At 54.4% G+C, this 20,273-nt stretch carries 25 protein-coding genes; 8 read left to right on the top strand and 17 right to left on the bottom strand.

Annotated elements, in window-relative coordinates:
• Window positions 1–83: 83 nt before the first annotated feature.
• Genes purB through rluE form a run of 5 tightly spaced genes read right to left on the bottom strand, consistent with a single transcriptional unit; the run spans window position 84 to window position 4,419 of the window.
• On the bottom strand, window positions 84–1,454 hold the full coding sequence (purB, locus tag ACOTXC_RS10630) for an adenylosuccinate lyase (RefSeq protein WP_421767627.1): 1,371 nt from the start codon (window positions 1,452–1,454) through the stop codon (window positions 84–86).
• 19 nt (window positions 1,455–1,473) lie between these two features.
• Window positions 1,474–2,103: a high frequency lysogenization protein HflD gene (hflD, locus tag ACOTXC_RS10635; protein WP_006809213.1), complete on the bottom strand. Its 630-nt coding sequence runs from the start codon at window positions 2,101–2,103 to the stop codon at window positions 1,474–1,476.
• A gap of 27 nt (window positions 2,104–2,130) precedes the next feature.
• Window positions 2,131–3,243, bottom strand: coding sequence for a tRNA 2-thiouridine(34) synthase MnmA (gene mnmA, locus ACOTXC_RS10640; RefSeq protein ID WP_058647124.1), 1,113 nt, complete (start codon window positions 3,241–3,243; stop codon window positions 2,131–2,133).
• Window positions 3,244–3,283: 40 nt separating this feature from the next.
• The gene (locus ACOTXC_RS10645; protein WP_032624461.1) at window positions 3,284–3,757 is read right to left on the bottom strand and encodes an NUDIX hydrolase; all 474 of its coding nucleotides are present in this window, start codon (window positions 3,755–3,757) and stop codon (window positions 3,284–3,286) included.
• The gene (gene rluE / locus ACOTXC_RS10650; protein WP_022650805.1) at window positions 3,757–4,419 is read right to left on the bottom strand and encodes a 23S rRNA pseudouridine(2457) synthase RluE; all 663 of its coding nucleotides are present in this window, start codon (window positions 4,417–4,419) and stop codon (window positions 3,757–3,759) included. Before rluE ends, ACOTXC_RS10645 begins: the two co-directional genes overlap by 1 nt.
• Before the next feature lie 117 nt (window positions 4,420–4,536).
• Between rluE and icd the strand changes: the two genes are divergently transcribed.
• Window positions 4,537–5,787 (top strand): NADP-dependent isocitrate dehydrogenase, encoded by a 1,251-nt coding sequence (icd, locus tag ACOTXC_RS10655; protein WP_003857898.1) that lies wholly within the window; start codon window positions 4,537–4,539, stop codon window positions 5,785–5,787.
• 76 nt (window positions 5,788–5,863) lie between these two features.
• Window positions 5,864–6,109, top strand: a complete 246-nt coding sequence (locus tag ACOTXC_RS10660) for a DUF2543 family protein (RefSeq protein WP_022647773.1) — start codon at window positions 5,864–5,866, stop codon at window positions 6,107–6,109.
• Between the two features lie 4 nt (window positions 6,110–6,113).
• Here the strand turns inward: ACOTXC_RS10660 and ACOTXC_RS10665 are convergent, their stop codons facing one another.
• Window positions 6,114–7,613, bottom strand: a complete 1,500-nt coding sequence (locus tag ACOTXC_RS10665; RefSeq protein ID WP_023305887.1) for an EAL domain-containing protein — start codon at window positions 7,611–7,613, stop codon at window positions 6,114–6,116.
• 123 nt (window positions 7,614–7,736) lie between these two features.
• On the bottom strand, window positions 7,737–7,829 hold the full coding sequence (yncL, locus tag ACOTXC_RS10670; RefSeq protein ID WP_071524166.1) for a stress response membrane protein YncL: 93 nt from the start codon (window positions 7,827–7,829) through the stop codon (window positions 7,737–7,739).
• 370 nt (window positions 7,830–8,199) lie between these two features.
• Here yncL and ACOTXC_RS10675 point away from each other — a divergent pair, with 370 nt between their 5' ends.
• The gene (locus ACOTXC_RS10675) at window positions 8,200–8,448 is read left to right on the top strand and encodes a GlsB/YeaQ/YmgE family stress response membrane protein (protein WP_022647775.1); all 249 of its coding nucleotides are present in this window, start codon (window positions 8,200–8,202) and stop codon (window positions 8,446–8,448) included.
• Between the two features lie 53 nt (window positions 8,449–8,501).
• On the opposite strand, the gene yoaJ is transcribed toward ACOTXC_RS10675, so the two are convergent.
• The 3 genes from yoaJ to ACOTXC_RS10690 are packed head-to-tail and all read right to left on the bottom strand — an operon-like array spanning window position 8,502 to window position 9,749.
• Window positions 8,502–8,576 (bottom strand): protein YoaJ, encoded by a 75-nt coding sequence (yoaJ, locus tag ACOTXC_RS10680; protein ID WP_071841870.1) that lies wholly within the window; start codon window positions 8,574–8,576, stop codon window positions 8,502–8,504.
• Window positions 8,577–8,675 (bottom strand): YoaK family small membrane protein, encoded by a 99-nt coding sequence (locus ACOTXC_RS10685; protein WP_015570793.1) that lies wholly within the window; start codon window positions 8,673–8,675, stop codon window positions 8,577–8,579. It lies immediately after the preceding gene.
• A 45-nt stretch (window positions 8,676–8,720) separates the two neighbouring features.
• Window positions 8,721–9,749, bottom strand: a complete 1,029-nt coding sequence (locus ACOTXC_RS10690) for a sensor domain-containing diguanylate cyclase (RefSeq protein WP_045621398.1) — start codon at window positions 9,747–9,749, stop codon at window positions 8,721–8,723.
• 313 nt (window positions 9,750–10,062) lie between these two features.
• Here ACOTXC_RS10690 and ACOTXC_RS10695 point away from each other — a divergent pair, with 313 nt between their 5' ends.
• Window positions 10,063–10,317, top strand: coding sequence for a DUF333 domain-containing protein (locus ACOTXC_RS10695; protein ID WP_022647777.1), 255 nt, complete (start codon window positions 10,063–10,065; stop codon window positions 10,315–10,317).
• Between the two features lie 80 nt (window positions 10,318–10,397).
• Window positions 10,398–10,703: a hypothetical protein gene (locus tag ACOTXC_RS10700; RefSeq protein ID WP_022647778.1), complete on the top strand. Its 306-nt coding sequence runs from the start codon at window positions 10,398–10,400 to the stop codon at window positions 10,701–10,703.
• Here the strand turns inward: ACOTXC_RS10700 and ACOTXC_RS10705 are convergent, their stop codons facing one another.
• Window positions 10,704–11,048 carry a DUF488 domain-containing protein gene (locus ACOTXC_RS10705; RefSeq protein WP_193543241.1) on the bottom strand — a complete coding sequence of 115 codons (345 nt, stop codon included), beginning with the start codon at window positions 11,046–11,048 and terminating at the stop codon, window positions 10,704–10,706.
• 150 nt (window positions 11,049–11,198) lie between these two features.
• On the opposite strand from ACOTXC_RS10705, the gene ACOTXC_RS10710 reads away from it, so the two are divergent.
• Window positions 11,199–11,906: a CTP synthase C-terminal region-related (seleno)protein gene (locus ACOTXC_RS10710; protein ID WP_022647780.1), complete on the top strand. Its 708-nt coding sequence runs from the start codon at window positions 11,199–11,201 to the stop codon at window positions 11,904–11,906.
• A gap of 31 nt (window positions 11,907–11,937) precedes the next feature.
• On the opposite strand, the gene ACOTXC_RS10715 is transcribed toward ACOTXC_RS10710, so the two are convergent.
• On the bottom strand, window positions 11,938–13,125 hold the full coding sequence (locus ACOTXC_RS10715; protein ID WP_023305888.1) for a CynX/NimT family MFS transporter: 1,188 nt from the start codon (window positions 13,123–13,125) through the stop codon (window positions 11,938–11,940).
• 99 nt (window positions 13,126–13,224) lie between these two features.
• Between ACOTXC_RS10715 and ACOTXC_RS10720 the strand changes: the two genes are divergently transcribed.
• Window positions 13,225–14,016: an AraC family transcriptional regulator gene (locus ACOTXC_RS10720; RefSeq protein ID WP_193543240.1), complete on the top strand. Its 792-nt coding sequence runs from the start codon at window positions 13,225–13,227 to the stop codon at window positions 14,014–14,016.
• On the opposite strand, the gene ACOTXC_RS10725 is transcribed toward ACOTXC_RS10720, so the two are convergent.
• The 3 genes from ACOTXC_RS10725 to ACOTXC_RS10735 all read right to left on the bottom strand — a co-directional run bounded on the left by ACOTXC_RS10725 (window position 14,000) and on the right by ACOTXC_RS10735 (window position 17,936).
• On the bottom strand, window positions 14,000–14,446 hold the full coding sequence (locus ACOTXC_RS10725; protein WP_003857881.1) for a DUF441 domain-containing protein: 447 nt from the start codon (window positions 14,444–14,446) through the stop codon (window positions 14,000–14,002). The two genes, ACOTXC_RS10720 and ACOTXC_RS10725, sit on opposite strands and share 17 nt — an antisense overlap.
• Window positions 14,447–14,552: 106 nt before the next feature.
• Entirely contained in the window at window positions 14,553–16,589 is a 2,037-nt protein-coding gene (locus tag ACOTXC_RS10730) for a TIM-barrel domain-containing protein (RefSeq protein ID WP_421767628.1), read from the bottom strand.
• Between the two features lie 15 nt (window positions 16,590–16,604).
• Window positions 16,605–17,936, bottom strand: coding sequence for a glycoside-pentoside-hexuronide (GPH):cation symporter (locus ACOTXC_RS10735; protein ID WP_023305891.1), 1,332 nt, complete (start codon window positions 17,934–17,936; stop codon window positions 16,605–16,607).
• Between the two features lie 286 nt (window positions 17,937–18,222).
• On the opposite strand from ACOTXC_RS10735, the gene yoaI reads away from it, so the two are divergent.
• Window positions 18,223–18,324: a small membrane protein YoaI gene (yoaI, locus tag ACOTXC_RS10740; RefSeq protein WP_017384693.1), complete on the top strand. Its 102-nt coding sequence runs from the start codon at window positions 18,223–18,225 to the stop codon at window positions 18,322–18,324.
• A 20-nt stretch (window positions 18,325–18,344) separates the two neighbouring features.
• Here the strand turns inward: yoaI and ACOTXC_RS10745 are convergent, their stop codons facing one another.
• Both ACOTXC_RS10745 and ACOTXC_RS10750 read right to left on the bottom strand, forming a co-directional pair.
• On the bottom strand, window positions 18,345–18,845 hold the full coding sequence (locus ACOTXC_RS10745) for a YbaK/prolyl-tRNA synthetase associated domain-containing protein (protein ID WP_180242947.1): 501 nt from the start codon (window positions 18,843–18,845) through the stop codon (window positions 18,345–18,347).
• A 99-nt stretch (window positions 18,846–18,944) separates the two neighbouring features.
• On the bottom strand, window positions 18,945–20,228 hold the full coding sequence (locus tag ACOTXC_RS10750) for a YeaH/YhbH family protein (protein WP_032676323.1): 1,284 nt from the start codon (window positions 20,226–20,228) through the stop codon (window positions 18,945–18,947).
• Window positions 20,229–20,273: the final 45 nt, after the last annotated feature.

The following is a 20,273-nucleotide window of genomic DNA, read 5'->3' on the forward strand; positions in this document are numbered from 1 at the left end:
CCCGGAAGAGCCTGTAACGGGGTGTGAACGTCGACACGATGATGAAAAGCAGCCCCCTTTCCGGGTGGAAAGGGGGAGGGTGATTACTTCAGCTCGTCAACCATAGTAATGGCGCGGCCAATATAGTTTGCCGGGGTCATCTCTTTCAGGCGCGCTTTTTCTTCTTCGGGCAGCGCCAGACCATCGATAAACTGTTTCATACCCTCAGCATCAACGCGTTTACCGCGGGTCAGTTCTTTGAGTTTCTCGTACGGTTTTTCGATGCCATAACGACGCATCACGGTCTGAATCGGCTCCGCCAGCACTTCCCAGTTGTGATCCAGCTCGTCCAGCAGACGGTCGCGGTTCACCTCCAGCTTGCTCGCACCCTTCAGGGTGGACTGGTAGGCGATCAGCGCGTAGCCAATACCCACGCCCAGGTTACGCAGCACCGTGGAGTCAGTCAGGTCGCGCTGCCAGCGGGAGACCGGCAGCTTACTCGCCATATGCTGCAACACGGCATTCGCCAGGCCCAGGTTACCTTCGGAGTTTTCGAAGTCGATTGGGTTCACTTTGTGCGGCATGGTGGACGAACCGATTTCCCCGGCGATGGTTTTCTGCTTGAAGTGGTTCAGGGCGATGTAGCCCCAGACATCACGATCGAAGTCGATCAGGATGGTGTTGAAACGCGCAATGCAGTCAAACAGCTCGGCGATGTAGTCGTGCGGCTCAATCTGGGTGGTGTACGGGTTCCACTGGATCCCCAGAGACGTCACGAACTCTTCACTGAACTGGTGCCAGTCCACTTCCGGGTACGCCGCGATGTGGGCGTTGTAGTTACCCACCGCGCCGTTGATTTTGCCGAGGATCTCAACCTGCTCCAGCTGACGATACTGGCGTTCCATGCGGTACGCCACGTTTGCCATCTCTTTACCCATGGTGGATGGGGTTGCTGGCTGGCCATGAGTACGGGACAACAGCGGAATATCGCGGTACTCCACGGACAGCGCTTTCACCGCATCGATGATTTTACGCCAGTAAGGGAGTACCACCTCTTTGCGTGCGGTAGAGAGCATCAGCGCGTGAGACAGGTTGTTAATATCTTCAGAGGTACAGGCGAAGTGAATAAATTCAGATACCGCGTGCAGGGCAGGGACGCTTGCCACTTTCTCTTTCAGGAAGTATTCAACCGCTTTCACGTCGTGGTTGGTGGTGCGTTCGATGGTTTTAATACGCGCGGCATCTTCTTCGCTGAACTCAGCAACGATTTTATCAAGGTAATCGTTTGCCTTTGCGTCAAAAGCAGGAACTTCCTTGATTGCTGTCTGGGCGGCCAGCTTTTGCAGCCAGCGCACTTCAACCTGAACACGGAACTTCAGCAGGCCATATTCGCTGAAGATCCCGCGCAGCGCGCTGACTTTATCGCCGTAGCGTCCATCGACAGGGGATACGGCGGTCAGTGAGGATAATTCCATAATTCGCAACTCCGGGAGGTTAACAATGAGCAAGAATTTGTTTTGCCTGAGTCGTCAGGCGATGACGAGAAAACATGAGCTGTAGGCGGCCACCGCCGACCTGTTGCCACAGCACGGCGGCACGGATGCCTGCCAGCAGCGAAGCGCGTACCTTCGCCTGTACCTGTGGGCTTTGCAATACGGCAGGCGAACCGGTGACCTGAATACGCGGGCCGAGCGGGCTAATTACGTCGACGTAGATACCGGCCATCGCGCTCAGCAGGGTCTCAGACTGGAGATCAAAGTGGTCGAGCTGGCGCTGTAGCCCGGCGATGCGATCGCCCAGGGTATTCATTGCGCCTTTCGCCGCGTTCAGCTTACGTTCCAGCACCATCAGGCTTAAGGTGTAGCGTGTCAGTTCCGCGTTCAACCCCTGACGGTTGCTGGCGTTGAGCACGCCGAGCAGGGTTTCAAGACCGAGACGAAGATTGGTTTCACTGCCGCCAAAGACGCCCAGCGTGGAGCCTGGGTTAAGATCGATAACGCTGTTGAGTGAAACGTGCAGGGCATCAGCGTCGCAATGACCCTGATGCGCCAGCTGTTGCACCAGACGGGCTGACTGGCAAATTCCCGCCAGCGCCAGGGTGATGTCGTAATAGTTCTTCGCCACACGGTCTCCTTTATGTGTGCAAACGGTTTAAACAGCAGGCAGCGGCAGGCGCTGTTCAATGATCCCACCGCCGAGGCAAATTTCGCCGCTGTAGAAAACAGCAGACTGGCCAGGGGTAACGGCGGAAACCGGCTCGTCGAAACGCACGTCAATGCGATCGTCATCCAGTGGGGTGACGGTGCAAGGGATGTCGGTCTGGCGGTAGCGCGTTTTCACGGTGCAGCGCAGCGTGCCTTTCAGCGGCTCGCGATCGACCCAGTGCAGCTGTTGCGCGATAAGTCCAACGGACATCAGGCGCGGATGGTCGTGACCCTGAGCCACCACCAGAATATTGTTTTCGACATCTTTGTCGACCACGTACCACGGATCTTCGCTGCCCTCTTTGGTGCCGCCGATACCCAGACCTTTACGCTGGCCGAGAGTGTGGTACATCAGCCCCTGGTGCTGACCAATCTCATCACCGTCAACGGTGACGATTTTGCCCGGCTGTGCAGGCAGGTAGCGCCCCAGGAACTCGCGGAATTTACGCTCGCCGATAAAACAGATACCGGTGGAGTCTTTTTTCTTCGCGGTGATCAGATCCAAATCTTCAGCAATCTTACGCACTTCCGGCTTTTCCAGCTCGCCGACCGGGAACAGACTTTGGGCAATCTGTTCATGGCTCAGCGTGTAGAGGAAGTAGCTCTGATCTTTATTGCCATCCAGACCGCGCAGCAGCTGGCTTTTACCATTCACATCCGCGCGACGCACGTAGTGGCCGGTCGCAATGTAGTCTGCGCCCAGATCTTCCGCGGCGAATTCCAGGAAGGCTTTGAATTTGATCTCTTTGTTACACAGGATATCCGGGTTTGGCGTGCGGCCCGCTTTGTACTCTTCGAGGAAGAGTTCAAAAACGTTGTCCCAGTATTCTGCGGCAAAGTTAACGGTGTGCAGTTCGATGCCGAGCTTATCGCACACGGCCTGCGCATCGGCGAGATCCGCAGCGGCAGTGCAGTATTCCTCGCCATCGTCTTCCTCCCAGTTCTTCATGAACAGGCCCTCCACCTTATAGCCCTGTTGCTGCAACAGGTAGGCGGAAACGGAGGAATCGACACCGCCGGACATGCCGACGATCACTTTTTTCTGGCTGTTATCTGACATGGAATACTCACGACATTGAACTTCAAGGCGGCGTATTCTATCACGCCCCCCCACCATTGACACCCTCTGTAAACGGCCAGTTAAATTCTGCAATGACATCCAGCGGCAGGCGCGCCGCAGACTGCCAGCAGCGGATGCTTTCCGCAACCAGCGGCGAGCGCAGGTTTGGCGCGCTCAGGATCTCGTCTGCGGTCACCCACAGGCAGCGATCGATATCGTCGTCGTGCGGTTCAGTGGCGCACGTTTCGTTAAGCTCAACGGCGAATAAAAAGCGCAGGAAAGGTGTCTGGTCAGGCGCTATCCACTGATGCATACGGATAAAGTGCTGCGGTTCGGCGCGGATACCCGTCTCTTCCCAGAGCTCGCGTTTCGCTGCCTGCAATAAGGTTTCGTTGGCTTCAAGATGCCCGGCTGGCTGATTCCAAAGCGCTTTGCCGTTGATGGTCTCTTCCACCACAAGGAATTTCCCCTGCGCGTGGACCACGCAGGCGACCGTAACATGGGGTTTAAACATCAGTTCTCCTTAGGGGTAACATCCCGCCATTCCCCGTTAGCCAGCGAGTCCAGCGTGTAGCTGCCCATGGCGTAGCGAATGAGTCGCAGGGTAGGGAAGCCCACATGCGCAGTCATGCGCCTGACCTGTCGGTTGCGGCCTTCATAAAGGGTGATTTTAAGCCAGCTGGTGGGAATCGATTTGCGCTCACGAATCGGCGGGTTGCGCGGCCACAGCCACTCGGGTTCATTCACGCGCTCAATACCAGCTGGCAGGGTAGGACCATCGTTCAGCGTTACGCCGTTGCGCAGCTTTGCCAGCGACGCGTCGTCCGGCTCGCCTTCAACCTGCACATAGTAAATTTTTCCGGTACGTTTGCCCGGCTGAGTAAGCCTGGCCTGGAGCACGCCGTCATTGGTAAGCACCAGCAGCCCCTCGCTGTCGCGATCCAGACGCCCGGCCGCGTAGACCCCCTGAACGGGGATAAAATCCTTCAGCGTGCTGCGCCCGGCCTCGTCGGTAAACTGCGGCAATACATCGTAGGGTTTATTGAACAGTATGACCCGCGTTGGCTGGGGTTCTGGCGTTCTTCTGGTGGCTTGTCGTGAGCTGAATCGCTCAACCCGGTGTTTTCTAAAAGAAGTTTTCGTCATGGTATTTTCAGGCGTTATCAATTGCCGCATTATAGCCTAATAACGAAGACCTTTCATGGCGTCGGACAATCAGGTACTATCGGAAGGCTCATTACAATTTATTAACATAAGATCAGTAACAACCAGAAGCGCTCGAAGGAGAGGTTAATGGAAAGCAAAGTAGTTGTTCCGGCGGAAGGTAAAAAGATCACCCTGCAAAACGGCAAGATTAACGTTCCTCACAACCCGATTATCCCGTTCATCGAAGGTGACGGTATCGGTGTAGACGTTACCCCGGCAATGCTGAAAGTGGTTGATGCCGCTGTTGAGAAAGCCTACAAAGGCGAGCGTAAAATTTCCTGGATGGAAATTTACACCGGTGAAAAATCGACTCAAGTTTATGGCCAGGACGTCTGGCTGCCAGCCGAAACGCTGGACCTGATCCGCGACTATCGCGTTGCTATCAAAGGCCCTCTGACCACGCCAGTTGGCGGCGGCATTCGCTCCCTGAACGTGGCGCTGCGTCAGGAACTGGATCTGTATGTGTGTCTGCGTCCGGTGCGTTACTACCAGGGCACTCCAAGCCCGGTTAAGCACCCGGAACTGACCGACATGGTCATCTTCCGTGAAAACTCTGAAGACATCTACGCCGGTATCGAATGGAAAGCGGATTCTGCTGATGCAGAAAAAGTGATTAAATTCCTGCGCGAAGAGATGGGCGTGAAGAAAATTCGCTTCCCTGAGCATTGCGGCATCGGCATCAAGCCGTGCTCCGAAGAAGGGACCAAGCGTCTGGTGCGTGCCGCCATCGAATACGCTATCACCAACGATCGTGACTCTGTGACCCTGGTTCACAAAGGCAATATCATGAAGTTCACCGAAGGCGCGTTCAAAGACTGGGGCTACCAGCTGGCGACCGAAGAGTTCGGCGGTGAACTGATCGACGGCGGCCCATGGCAGAAAATTAAAAACCCGAACACCGGTAAAGAGATCATCATTAAAGATGTGATCGCCGATGCGTTCCTGCAACAGATCCTGCTGCGTCCTGCTGAATATGACGTGATCGCCTGTATGAACCTGAACGGTGACTACATCTCCGATGCGCTGGCAGCGCAGGTCGGTGGTATCGGTATCGCCCCGGGCGCGAACATCGGTGACGAGTGCGCCCTGTTCGAAGCAACTCACGGTACTGCACCGAAATATGCAGGCCAGGACAAAGTCAACCCAGGCTCTATCATTCTGTCCGCAGAGATGATGCTGCGTCATATGGAATGGTTCGAAGCCGCAGACCTGATCGTTAAGGGTATGGAAGGCGCGATTAACGCGAAAACCGTCACCTATGACTTTGAACGTCTGATGGAAGGCGCTAAACTGCTGAAATGCTCAGAGTTTGGCGACGCGATTATCGCGAACATGTAATCCACTCGCTGGGTTAAATGACAACGGGAGCCTGAGGGTTCCCGTTTTTTATGCACACAAGACGGAAAACAACGCTATGACCCATGATATCCCGCTCAAGTATTATGACATCGTCGACGAGTATGCGACTGAAACGGCAAAACCGCCAGAAGAGGCGGAGCGTACGCCACTGGCACACTATTTTCAGCTGCTGCTCACTCGCTTATACAACAATGAGGAAATCAGTGAAGAGGCGCAGCGGGAGATGGCTGTCCAGGCGGAGATAGATGAAGCGCGCATTGACGATATTGCGAACTTCCTGAATCAATGGGGCAATGAATAACGCTTCATCGCGCTGAGTAAGCCAGCAGGCTGGCGAGGTCGTGCCGGGTTAGTGATTTTGAAAAGTACCAGCCTTGCACGAGGGCATCGGGGTATCTCTGCGCGATGAACTGATATTGCGTTTCGCTTTCGACTCCCTCAAACACCAGGGTTTTGTGCAGTTTAGCGAGCGCGTCGCTAAAGATCACCAGGATATCCTGTTTATAATGCTCGTTGATGCCATCCACTAACGACTTATCCACTTTGATTTCGTCATATTTGAGATTGGACAGCCTTGCCAGATTAGAGTTTTGCACGCCAAAATCGTCTATTGAAATTTTGACGCCTGCCGATTTAAGATCCTCACAAAACTCTTCAAGGATGGCCGAGGTGGAAACGCCATTCTCGGATAACTCAACTTTGATTAACGATAAGGGAATAGCGTTCTCTAAGCATGCATGACGTAATACCGCCAGAAATTTGCCGTCTTCAATTTCCGTCCGGCCAACGTTCAGTGAAATCATTAACTGATGTTCGGCCGCCAGCCCGGCAATTTCCGCCAGGGATTTCTTTATCATGTTCTGATAATAAACGTTATACAGACCAATTTTTTTAATTAACGGGATAAACAGCTCAGGAGAAACCTCTTTGTGATTGTTATCCTGCCATCTTGATAACACTTCAACCCCGACGATTTTCTTATCAGCAACCCGAATTATGGGCTGAAAATGAACGCTGATAGTATTCGCTATCACCGCCTTGACCAGCGTTCGCTCAAGAGAAAGTCGATCTTCATAAAGTCGAAGAGAAAACAGCGTCAGGGATACCCAGATAAAGTATAAAAACAGGCACAGGAGCACCATCACTACGCGGGAGAGCGATGCCAGTCCGGCATTGTGGTGGGTGACGGTAACGCACAAATCCCAGCGCGTGCTGCACTGCGTCACGGTCTGCGTGAATAACAGTGACGACAAGCGGCTAAGGTTTTCTGTAGGTGACGTAACGGTAAAAAAGGTTCGGTCGAAATCTTTCGTGGTAGAACGAAGTGAATAGTTGGCGGTGACCGGAGAGAATTTATCGTAGGCTGAACGTGATGTGAAGATAATAAGATGGTTATAAATTGTCGCATTGCCTACAAAAAAATCTTTCTGTGAAAATTGCGCCAGACTGAATCCGTTCAGGGTGTTGTGAAGCTCAGAGGGAAGAGCGATGGGATTTGCCAGCTTGCCCCAAAATGCGGTGCAGGTGATTTTCCCATTTTCAATAAACCCCACATCGGCGAAATAGAGACTCTGCATCTTTAAATTACGGTAGACGTTCAGGCTGGCGTTATCGCATCCCTTCGCGGAGGTATTTTTAAGCGTACTGGCGATATTTTGCGTCAAGTCTTCGGAATAGCGTAAGAGCGTGTGGGAGATCTCCCTCTGCCGGTCCTTTTGCTGCTCAACGATAATGGCGTTAACCGCATACAGCGACAGGACGACCATAAAGGTTGAGATGATAGCAACGGCAATGGCCTTGTTCATTTTCCTGCTGTCCCGCCACGTCCTGAGGTGCAGGGATCTTAACACAGGTCATTAAAGCTACAAGTATGCGCGTTGAGCCCGCACGTAATTGAAAGGAAAGCCACCATGCCGACTCATTACATCTCAGAACCACTCAAACCGTGTTGAGAGCAGTAACAGTAGCGTACTGGCAGAAACAAGATTAAGGCAGATGACGAACTTGCTCGATACGTTCATGTTATCAGATTCACTTTGCTGTTCAGTAGCCACAGAGAATAGCGGTTCACCTCATGGGAAAAAACGCCAGATTTTGGTGGGGTGAGGCAAAAAAAAGCCCACTAAAAAGTGGGCAAGAAATACTGGAAGCAATGTGAGCAATGTCGTACTGAATACCTGAGTGATTTGCTCAACTATTCAGTAATGAGAAAGATAATCTTTCTCAGTAAAAGATGCAACCCCACGATGAGTGTGGAACGGCAATTTTTATTGCTCAGATTTTACTCAAACGAACCGTGTGATTCTTATCACAAATTTCCTTTCTCAGATCCTGTGCTATCCTTTTCTGTGTCGTTGATTTAATGACAAAAACCATACAGAGAGGAAAGCTATGGGAATTTTATCCTGGATTATCTTTGGGCTGATTGCGGGGATCCTGGCGAAGTGGATTATGCCGGGCAAAGATGGCGGCGGTTTCATCGTCACGATCGTTCTGGGGATTGTGGGTGCAGTCGTCGGTGGCTGGATCAGTACCCTGTTCGGCTTTGGCAGAGTTGATGGCTTCAACTTCGGCAGCTTTGTCGTCGCGGTGATTGGCGCGCTGGTTGTTCTGTTTATCTACAGAAAAATCAAAAGCTAAATCTGACCTGTGTTAAAAAAGGCTGCCTGAGGGCGGCCTTTTTACTTTGGGCGTTACCACCAGCCAAACTGCGTACCGGCGACGGCCACGATGGCGACAATCAGCATGATGAGGGTCGTTTTTCTCATTTATGCCCCCGGCGCGGCGTAACCGCCAAGGAAAAACCAGCCTAAAAACACGACTGCCGTGATAAAAATAACCACCGGAAAGAGGATCCCTATTCTCATGCCATCACCTGTTTGAGTTTGTATAAGGCCGTAGAGTGTACGGTTTTAATCTAACGCGACAAAGCCTGTTTTGTTTTTTCCTTTTTTATCCTGATACATCGCGAGGTCTGCGGTGCGCAGGGCACTATCTTCATCTGTGCAGTGAGGATCAACAATAACGACGCCATAGCTTGCACCGGGATAGAGAATAGTGACATTACCTAACCCATATTCACCCGTGATACGGCCGTTGAGGCGGGTTTTGATAGCGTTGACCTCTGTGCTGGCGTCGCCATCATCGCTGTGACTCAGGCTGGCAACCAGAAATTCATCGCCGCCGAGCCGGCCGATAATTTCGTCCTGCGTTTGCTGGTGAGTCAGTCGATTGCCGACCTGAACGAGGAACCGATCGCCCGCTTCATGACCGTACTGATCATTGATTCGCTTGAAATCATCGAGATCAATAAAGGCAATCATGACGTTGCGGTTAAGATGGCGCGCCAGTGAGAACAGGGTGGTAAGGTTTTCAAAAATGGCGCGACGATTCGGCAGGCCGGTAAGGGCGTCGGTGTAAGAGTGGGCAATGAGCGCCGCATTTGCTTCACGAAGCTGAAGCACAAGCGACTCTTTCTGAATGTACTGACCAATTAACCCGGCAAAGAGCCTGATCACCTGCTCGCCACGTTCGCTGAACTGTTTCTGTGCGGTGCTGGCAGCGCAAAGCGTGCCGTACAGAGAACCGTCAGCCAGGTGAACCGGCACGCTCATATAGGTTGTAATACCCAGTGCTTTTGCCGCTTCACACTCCGGCCAGCGGTCGGGCACCTCGTTACTGAACAAGGTGTCGCTATCCATGGCGCGCTTACAGAGCGTTTCGTCCCAGGGCACGCTGAACCCTTCCGGGATCTGCATTTGCTTGCTGTTACGGGCATATAAAATGTGCTGCAAACGCGCGTTGATATCGATTTTGGTCAGGTAGGTTGATTCCATATCCGTCACAATTTCCAGCATTTCCAGTAGCTGACGCACCAGACTGTCGAGAGATTGCTCGGTGGAGAGGGTTTCTGAAACACGGGCAAGAATGATATCTGACATGAGGCAGGTTGACTCCCATGCAGAAGACCTCTGTATCTGCATGTTATGCTGAAAATATAGACTCCGGTCATAGTAAAACATGAACTGGATTAATTTTATAGATTCTTCTGAAAGCGGATGAAGGAGAGGCTAAAAAAAAGCCCCGATGTTGAGATCGGGGCAAAACATCTTGATTACGGAATGATGTTCTCTGGTCAGAGTGAGAACAGACACCACTATAGGGATGAATCGTGCAGGTTTAATGGAGAAATCATGGAGAAAACGGCGATGACCCGTTACTCTGACGTTTTCAACACCCTGAAGGATCATGATAATGAAATATCTTCTCCTGGCGCTGGTTTTACCGCTGGCCGCATGCTCAACAAAGACACCTCCTCCCGATGCGCCTCAACCGCCGCACGCTATTGGTATGGCAAATCCGGCGTCAGTGTACTGTCTGGAAAAAGGGGGAGAGCAAATCCCTGTTCAAAGCCCGCAGGGTGTACGTACCGAGTGTAAATTGCCAGGCGGGGAAGTGATCGATGAATGGGATCTCTATCGACGCGATCATCCGCAACCGACCAGATGACAACGGCAATAAAACTGCGATACACTTCTCTTTAGGATTATTCTTAGCCAGTTTCTGGCGGTACGTTTGCGAGAAGAAGTATGTTTCAGTTAAAACCGGGCAGCATGGCGATAATTGTGGGTGCGCGTACGACGGCGGGCCGTCGAAATATCGGTAAATCCGTAGAGCTGTTTGGCCTTTGTCAGCCGGGCCAGCGTTTTGTTAACCCGGTTAACGGCGTCATGACGCAATTACCTGATACATCAGCGCGTGCGCTGTGGCTGGTCACCGGTGATGTTTACGCCTTTGATAATCAGCACGGTTTTGCGTTTGTTCGCCCGGAACATTTGATGCCGCTTACTCCCGACGAGATGCCACACAACGTGGATGAGCTGGCAATCGGTTAATCACAGTTCACGCAGCCAGTCCGCCAGTACCCGCGCGTGATTCTGCTCCGTATTTTTCGCCCCATAGAGTAGCGTCACGGTCTGCTGTCGGGCGAGGGCCGCCAGGCGTTTGCCTTCATCCTGCTGCTGCGCCAGCTCTTTACGATAGGCTTCACTGAACGCGGTGAAATCGATCGTTTCATTGTGAAAGGCTTTCCGCAGTTCGCTGGACGGCGTTAGCGCTTTACACCACTCATCACAGGCGAGGTCGGTCTTTTTTATCCCTCGCGGCCAGAGTCTGTCTACCAGCACCCGGTAACCATCGTCTGACGTTGCCTGCTCATAGACGCGCTTACATTGAATCATCCGTTTTCCTCCTACCGTTCGACGTTCGGCAAGAACACTATAGCACCCGGCGTTTAACCACCCAATTTAAGGTATTGTGATAATTGCAAAAGATCGGTAGTCTGAGGTTCCTTATGTTATCTGAAAATCCTCCGGCATAAGGAATCTCTCATGGAACTCTCCCCGGTTAAAACGACGCTGCGCATTGCGCTGGTTGGTGATTACAATCCCGATGTTATTGCGCACCAGGCGATCCCGCTGGCGATTGACGACGCCGCTGCGGTTCTGGATCTCACCGCTGATTATGACTGGCTCGCCACGCCTGAGCTGACCAACCCCGAAGACCTGGTCGGGTATGATGCCATCTGGCTGGTACCGGCAAGCCCGTATAAAAACACCGAGGCGGCGTTTATTGCCGCGCGTTACGCGCGTGAAAACAGCATCCCTTTTCTCGGCACCTGCGGCGGGTTCCAGCATGCGCTGATTGAGTATGCCCGTAATGTGCTGGGCTGGCACGATGCAGGCCATGCCGAAACCGATACCGAGGGGAGGATGGTGATTGCGCCGCTGGCCTGCTCGCTGGTGGAAAAAACCGACGCGATTGAGCTGCGGAACAACACGCTGATTGCCAAAGCGTACGGCAAGCCGGAAATTCAGGAAGGTTATCACTGCAATTACGGCGTCTCGTCTGAGTTTGCCAGCCAGCTTGAGCGGGGCGACATGCGCGTAACGGGCTGGGACGAGCAGGGCGAGATCCGCGCGGCAGAGCTGCTGACCCATCCTTTCTTTGTCATCACCCTGTTCCAGCATGAGCGGGCTGCGCTTCAAGGGCGCCCAGTCGTGCTGGTACAGGCCATGCTGCGGGCGGCGCAGGGATAAAAAAAGCAGACCGTCAGGTCTGCCTTGAATGTCAGCGGGGTGTGATCTCCCGGTCACGCCCGGCCAGCATGCCGCACAGGGCCATCACTACCGCTGCCAGCGCGCAGGCCAGCAGCGGAATGCGCCAGTCTCCGGCGGTATCGTGAATTTTCCCCATCAGCGGTGGGCCACAGGCCGCCAGCAGATAGCCAATCGACTGTGCCATGCCGGAGAGCGCGGCGGCCTGATGGGCCGAGCTGGCCCGCAGTCCGATAAACGTCAGGCCGAGGATCATGGTGGCGCCGGATCCAAAGCCAAACACCAGCGTCCAGACGACGGCCAGCCCCGGCGCGAACCAGAACCCGGCCGCACTGACGGCGCACATCAGAGCGACAAGCCCGGCTATGCCACGCTGATCGTTAAGACGGTGCAGGATCAGCGGAATGGCGAGACCGGGAACAGCGGTTGCCAGCTGGAGAAGTCCGTGCATGGAGCCAGCCTGCGTTTCGCTGTAGCCGTGGCTAAGTAAAATCGCGGGTAACCAGCCGATAATGACGTAGTAAATCAGCGAGTTAATGCCCAGAAAAAGCGTCACCTGCCAGGCGAGTGCCGAGCGCCAGATTGCCCGATTGTGCAACGCGCCCGCGCCGGTCAGGGTGGCGGCCGGCCTCTGGCGCCATTGCGGTAACCACAGCAGCAGCGCCACCAGCGGGAAGAACATCAGCATCAACAGCGCCCCGTGCCAGCCACCACTCCCCAGCGACAGCGGGACGATCAGCGCAGACCCTGCGGCAGCGGCGGCCCCCATCGTCAGCGAATAAGCCCCCGTCAGTTTTGCGACCTGGCCCGGAAAATCACGCTTGATTAATCCGGGTAACAGGACATTGCCCAGCGCAATCCCACAGCCCACGATCGCCGTACCGATAAACAGCAGCGAGGCCGACGGCAGCGAACGTACGCCAATCCCGATGCAAATCAGCAGCAGAGCGATAAAAAGGCTGCGCTCCATGCCCAGGCGCCGGGCGACGCCTGCGGCAAGGGGAGAGATAAAGGCGAAGGCCAGCAGAGGCAGCGTTGTGAGCAGGCCGGTTTGCGCCGTGCTTAAGCCATAGTCCTGTCGGATGGTGTCGAGCAGGGGGGCGACCCCGGTAAAGGTGACGCGCAGCGTCGTGGCGATCATCAGGATGCCTGCAACCAGCAGCGCGCCCTGTTTCCCGGAAGGTTGAATAGCAGTAGTCATTATTGTCTCTTACGTTCAGGCGAGCGCATACCATACCGATTTAAGTCGTGGTTGAAATCAGGCTAAAATGACAGTTTATCGCTAATATCGGACAACTTTATGTATGGACTGGGACTCGACGGCTACGATCCCGATAGCCAGCACGACGCGGCGGTGGCCTTTCGCATCCGCGTGGTGGCACAAGAACAGTACATTCCGCTGCATCAGCACCGCAAAGGGCAGCTGATTATGGCGTTGGGAGGAGCGATCACCTGTGAAGTAGAGAACGCGATGCTGATGGTACCGCCCCAGTATGCGGTGTGGATCCCGGGTCAAACGCCGCACAGCAACAAGGCGACGCCCGGCGCGCAGCTCTGCCTGCTGTTTATTGAACCCGGTGCGCTCGAATTGCCGACCCGTACCTGTACGTTGAAAATATCACCCCTGGTGCGGGAGCTGGTGCTGGCGCTCGCGGACAGGTCACAGGCGGAACTGCCTCTTCCCGCTACCGGAAGGCTGGTTGACGTCCTGTTTGATGAACTGCCCCTGCAACCGCAGGAGCATCTCCAGCTGCCGGTATCTCCGCATCCGAAAATTCGTCTGATGAGTGAGACCATGGCAAACGAACCTGCCGCCTGGCAGACGCTGGCGCAGTGGGCCAGCCACTTTGCCATGAGCGAGCGCAATCTGGCGCGACTGGTGGTGAAAGAGACCGGCTTAAGCTTTCGCCGCTGGCGACACCAGCTCCAGCTGATTGTCGCATTGCAGTTTTTGATCGGCGGAAAGTCGGTCCAGCAGGCGGCGCAGGCGCTGGGGTATGACTCCACCACCGCCTTTATCACCATGTTCAAGAAAGGACTGGGACAGACGCCCGCCCGCTATATCGCCAGCCTGTCTACGACTTCCCGATAAACAGCGAAACCAGTCCGGCAGCAATCAGCGGGCCAACCGGCACGCCACGAAACAGCGCCACGCCTAACACGGTGCCCACCAGCAGCCCGGCCACCAGAGAAGGCTGGCTGCTCATCAGCGTCACGCCGCGCCCGCCAAGCCATGAGACAAAAACGCCCACTGCAATCGCCACCAGCGATTTCCAGTTCACAAAGGAGTGCAGCAGCGTTGAGGCCGGTAGCGTTCCGCTGGCAATCGGGGCCATCACACCGATGGTCAAAATAATGATCCCGATGGTAAGCCCCTGTTTTTCTATCCACGGGAAGAAGGTGTTCAACGGTGTGACGCGAACGATGATCAGGACCAAAATGGAAATCGCGACGGTGGTATTGTGGCTGACAAAACCCAGAGCAGCCAGGGCCAGAAGTATGAGTAGTGTAGGGTCGAACATGACGGGATCCTTGCCAAAAATAGTAAGCCTGCTTACTTTACGCGCAAACGCGACGGCAGGCAGGCTTTACTGAAAAAATTGTCTATTTTTGGGCACTTGCCTGACGTCAGTCCACCAGTTGCTGGATAAGCGGACTCCCTTCGCGGATAAACACCGGGATGGTTTCCAGCGCCGCAGGCACCCGGATATGCTCCCCACCGGCGTAGCGCTTACCGTTGAGGGCGATCCAGCTATTGCCCGTCGGCAGCCAGACATCGCGCTCACGCTGACCGGCCTGCATAACCGGCGCCACCAGAAGATCTTCACCAAACAGATACTGATCTTCACACGCCCAGCTCTGCTTATCCTTCGGATAGTGCCAGAACAGCGGACGCATAAGCGGGTCTCCGTGCAGATGAGCCTGCCGGTACAACGCGTCAATATACGGGCGCAGGGTTTCGCGCACGGTAAGCCAGTGCTGCATGATGGCGTAATTCTCTTCTCCGTAACTCCACAGCTCATTAGGCGAACCGCTGTTACACTGAGGAATGCCGTCACGGTAGCGCTCCGGGGGCTGGATCTGCGGTTCGCGATAGCCGTGCATGCGCAGAACCGGTGTAAACACCGCCCACTGGAACCAACGGATCAGCAATTCATGGAACGCCGGGTCGTTAACGTTCCCTCCCTGGAAGCCGCCGATATCGGTCGTCCACCATGGGATCCCCGCCAGCCCCATATTCAGTCCTGCGGCGAGTTGATTGCGAAAAGCATGGAACGATGAGTGGACATCACCCGACCACGCCAGCACGCCGAATCGCTGGCTGCCTGCCCAGGCGCAGCGTACCAGGTTAACAATGTCGGTTTCGCCGTTTGCCTGGAGCCCATCGTAAAAGCCCTGCGCAAAGTCACGCGGGTAGCGATTGCCCACTTCCAGTACCGGACCGGCGTGGTAGCGATAGTTGTCAAAATCATAGGCGCGATATTCCGGCTCCGCTTCGTCCAGCCAGAACAGCTTAATGCCCATGTCGTAGTAATTTTTCTTCACCGTATCCCAGACGAATTTCCGCGCCTCAGGATGGGTCGCATCAAAGAAGGTGGTATTGCCCATAAAATCGAGGTTGACCTGCACGCCGCGCTCACTGCTGACCAGCCAGCCTTTGGCTTTCATCAGCGGGTAGAGGGGGCTGCGCGCCTCTACCGTTGGCCACACCGACACCATCAGCGCAATACCCATTTCGCGCAGCTCGTCGACCATGCCTTCAGGATCGGGCCAGTCTACGGGGTCGAAGCACCAGGTGCCCTGATTCGGCCAGTGGAAAAAGTCGATGACCATCACCGACAGCGGCAGATTACGGCGGCGATACTCCCGCGCAACCTCCAGCACCTCCTGCTGGGTGCGGTATCGCAATTTGCACTGCCACAGCCCGCTGATAAACGCCGGGGCGGGGGGCGGAGTACCGGTGGCTTTCACATACTGGCGGGTGATATCCGCCACCGTGTCAGCGGCGGTGATCCAGTAGTCCATCTCTCCTGTGACGCGGGCGAGCCATTCCGTCTGATTTTTTGCAAAGCTGGCTTCACCAATCGCCGGGTTGTTCCACAGCAGGCCATAGCCAAGGCTGGACTGCATAAAGGGCACGCTGGCCTGGGAGTTTCGCTGAGCCAGCTCCAGCGTACAGCCTTTCAGATCCAGCCACGGCTGTTGATACTGACCCATGCCATAGATGCGTTCATCCGGACGCGATTCAAACCGGACGGTGAGCTGATATTTGCCGCCCATCAGCGGTTTAAATTCGCGGCCATCCAGCTTCAGAGCGCTGACATATTTATCCTGACTCTTCTCGCTGGCACCGATACCCACCGTTGAACGCTGGCGCCACATCTCCTCCAGCAGCAGTTCGCCGCGCTGATTGTAGAAGGCCAACTGACCTTTAAGGTTCAGGGTCGCGGTAATATTGCCGTTGCGCAGCGTCAGGCTTTCCGCTTCGGCGACAATCTCGGCCTGGCAAGGGGTGGCGGGTAACAGTGCCTGTAAGGCGTCATCAAATGCCGGGGAGCAGGTGGCCCTGACGCGAAGACTGTTTTCTCCCCAGGGTTCGATGCGCAGGATCTGGCGTTCAAAACGCCATTCGATACAGTTGGAATGTTGAATCAGCTCACTCATGGATAATGCGTCCTTCTAAACAGGGTGTTTGGCGAGATGGATGGATTGCATTGTGCTGTCGTCGAGCTTGTACCAGCGCAGCGTGGCAAACGCGCAGAGCGACAAGATGCCAGGTACGACGGTGAAGAGGGCGATGATGCAGTACATGGCCGTGGTAGTTTGTTCCGGGGCATTGGCAACATAGCCGCTTAAGCCCAGCGTCCAGCCAACAATCGCGCCGCTGATCGCCATCCCCAGCTTGAGTACGGCGAGGAAGGTGGAGAAGATCACGCCGTCCATGCGTTTGCCCTGTTTCCATTCGCCGTAATCGGCGACATCCGCCATCATCACCCACATTAGCGTGGTGGTGGCCTGGTAAAGGGTGGAGACGATAAACGTCATGGGCACCAGAATAAGCACCGACTTAGGCGCAAAGAACAGGGCGATGCTGAGTACCCCCGCCAGTACGGAACAATATCCAAACATCTGCACTTTGCTGACGTTCTGCGTCAGACGTTTGGCCAGCGCGCTGCCTGCGGCTTTCCCGAGAATATGCGCGCCGAGCATCCACATAAAATAGCTTGCGCTACCGAGATAATAAGTGACGAAATACATCATTGCGCCAAGGCGAATAACGCCAAAACCAATATTGGTTAATACCAGGACGGCGACAACTCGCCATTGGTCGTTTCGTAATAAATCCCGCAGTTCCGCAAGATAATTATTGTGGGTGGCGGGAGCCTTAATACGTTCACGCGTATTCGCGAAGCAGATCCAGAACATGATGACCGCGACGGTCGCCATAATGGCCATCGCCCAGCGGTAGCCCAGTAATTTATCGTCGCCGCCTAAAAACTCTGCCAGCGGCATCATAAAGAATGTCGACAACGCGCCTCCCAGCGTGGCAAGGAAAAAGCGATAAGACTGAAGGGAAATTCGCGCATCGTTGTCGGGCGTAATTACCGCGCCCATGGAGCAATAGGGAATATTGATTGCGGTATACATCAGCATCATCAGGGTATAGCTGACGGTGGCGAAAATCATTTTACCGTGCAGGTCGAGCGACGCCGGCACGGCGTAGGTCAGCAGACAGCTTGCGCCAAAGGGCAGCGCCAGCCACAGCATCCAGGGGCGGAATTTTCCCCAGCGGGTACGCGTCCTGTCTGCGATATAGCCCATCGCCGGATCAATTATGGCATCGGCGGTTCTCGCCAGAAGAAACATAGTGCCCACGAATGCGGCAGGTAACCCCACCACGTCCGTATAGTAAAACGTCAGAAAAATAATGACGTTATCCAGCCCAATATGGCTCGCCATATCGCCTAACCCATAACTGATTTTTTCTTTACGGGTAATTATCTCGGTCATTGTATTCACCTTGCCAGTGTAAGGTTTATTTATGAGGTGCTCCGTAAACAAGGTTAACCATCATGAAAAGGTTAACAATTGCGAGATCTGGCATCGGGGTTACGTAAATTTCTTTTCGTGATACCGGTAACAAATAAAGTATTTAAACAGTGACTTTATACGGGGGAGGGGAGTTAACAGCGAATCGTTTCAGCGAAAAATTGTCATTTCGCGGACGCGTCATTGTCATTTAACTGTCATTTTGCGGGAGTAAAAAAAAAGGGAAATGGGCAAGGCAGAGGGCATCATGAACGATCCTATGTTTGTCGAAACGCTGATTATCTCCTCATCGTTTTTTATCATCGCGATTATTTTGATTGCTTCCGTGCTGCTGCTGGAAAACGGCTGACCGTTAGCCAGCCTCTGTATTTATTGTTTACGGAACGACACCAGTTCAGGACGGGCGATACGCAGATAGTCCTGGGTATCCATAATCACCGATTTTTCCAGCAGACCGGCGTTAAAGGCGATCTCGTCAAAGCGCTCAAACAGCAGCGGATCGGCGACCAGCGTCAGATCCGGGTGAAAGCTGAAGGGGGGAATGGCGCCGAAAACGCAGCCGGTAAGCGCATCCACTTCGGCCGGACTGGCGAGAGATGCCTTAAGCCCTCCGAAATGGCTGGCCAGCAGGCTCAGATCGGCCTGCCGATCGGCGGCGAGGATTGCCAGAATATGTTTCTTAACGCCGTTGCCTTTTACCTTACAGACCAGCGCTTTTGCTCCCTGGCGGAGATCGGTCCCGCGAATTTCACTGACCGCTTCGCATTTCCCTACGGCCTCATGCGCCACCACACGAAAGCGCACCTCCTGCTCGGTTAATAAGCTGATTAGCTGCTGATGGGTTGTCGTCCCGGTCACGTCATCAGACATAACGATTTCACCTGTGATTAGCCAATACGTAGCTTGCTACATTAGCACGGGAGGGAGAGGGCTGAAAGAAAACAGCCAGCGGGAGCGCTGGCTGTTGATTCATGCGTTGCTGGTGGAAGACTGTTTCTGGAACAGTTCCCGGAAGACCGGATAGATGTCATCCTGGTCACGAATATGCTGCATCGCAAAGTTATCAAACATCGCTTGCAGATGCTCATACTCGCGCCACAGCGTCTGGTGGGCGCGACGGGTAATTTCAATGTAACTGTAGTAGCGCACCACCGGCAGGATCTTCTTCGCCAGAATTTCATGACACAGGGGCGAGTCATCCGCCCAGTTATCGCCATCCGATGCCTGGGCGGCGTAGATGTTCCACTGCGCCGGGTCGTAGCGCTCCTTCACCACCTCATCCATCAGCTTCAGGGCGCTCGACACGATGGTGCCACCGGTCTCCTGCGAGTAGAAAAACTCATGCTCATCCACCTCTTTCGCCTGAGTGTGATGGCGGATGTAGACCACCTCCACGTTCTTATACGTTCTGCTCAGGAACAGATAGAGCAGAATATAAAAACGCTTAGCCATATCCTTGGTGGCCTGATCCATTGAACCTGACACGTCCATCAGGCAGAACATCACCGCCTGGCTGGAAGGCTCCGGACGTTTTTCGTAGTTCTTATAGCGCAGGTCGAACGTGTCGATAAACGGTACCCGGTCGATCTTCGCCCGCAGTTCGGCGATCTCTTTTCGCAGGCGCTCCTCTTCCAGTAGTTGCGCCGGTTCGGTGTTTTCCACCACTTTCAGGTTGGTTTCCAGCTCGCGCAGTTCGCGCCGTTTGCCTGCCGTCATCGCCGTGCGTCGCGCCAGCGAGTTTTGCAGTGAACGCACTACGCTGATGTTGGCGGGCACCCCGTTTGCGGTATAGCCCGCACGATGGGTTTTGTATTCGTTGAGCTGACGGTGCTGATTCTTTCTCAGATTCGGCAGGGCCAGATCCTCAAACAGCAGGTCGAGATATTCGTCTTTTGAAATCTGAAAGACGAACTCATCCTGGCCTTCACCGTCCTGGCTGGCTTGTCCCTGACCGCTGCCAGAACCGCCGCCTCCGCCTTGTGGCCGCTCGATTCTGTCATTCTGGACGAAGTGGTCATTACCTGGGTGCACGCGATGGCGAAGACCGCCACGCCCCTGATGAAACATCGGTTCGCTGATGTCATCGTTGGGAATGGAGACGGATTCGCCGCTGTCGACGTCGGTCACCGAGCGTTTGTTGATGGCCTCGGAGATCGACTGTTTAATTTGCGCTTTATAACGGCGCAAGAAGCGCTGGCGATTCACCGTGCTCTTGTTTTTGCCGTTAAGACGCCGGTCAATAAACCAGGTCATATATCCCCCGTACTGCATTTGCCAACTTGCAGCGTCCGTAAGTGC

The sequence above is a fragment of the Enterobacter cloacae complex sp. IR5428 genome, from assembly GCF_049238585.1.
In the GTDB taxonomy this organism is placed as follows: Bacteria; Pseudomonadota; Gammaproteobacteria; order Enterobacterales; family Enterobacteriaceae; genus Enterobacter; species Enterobacter intestinihominis.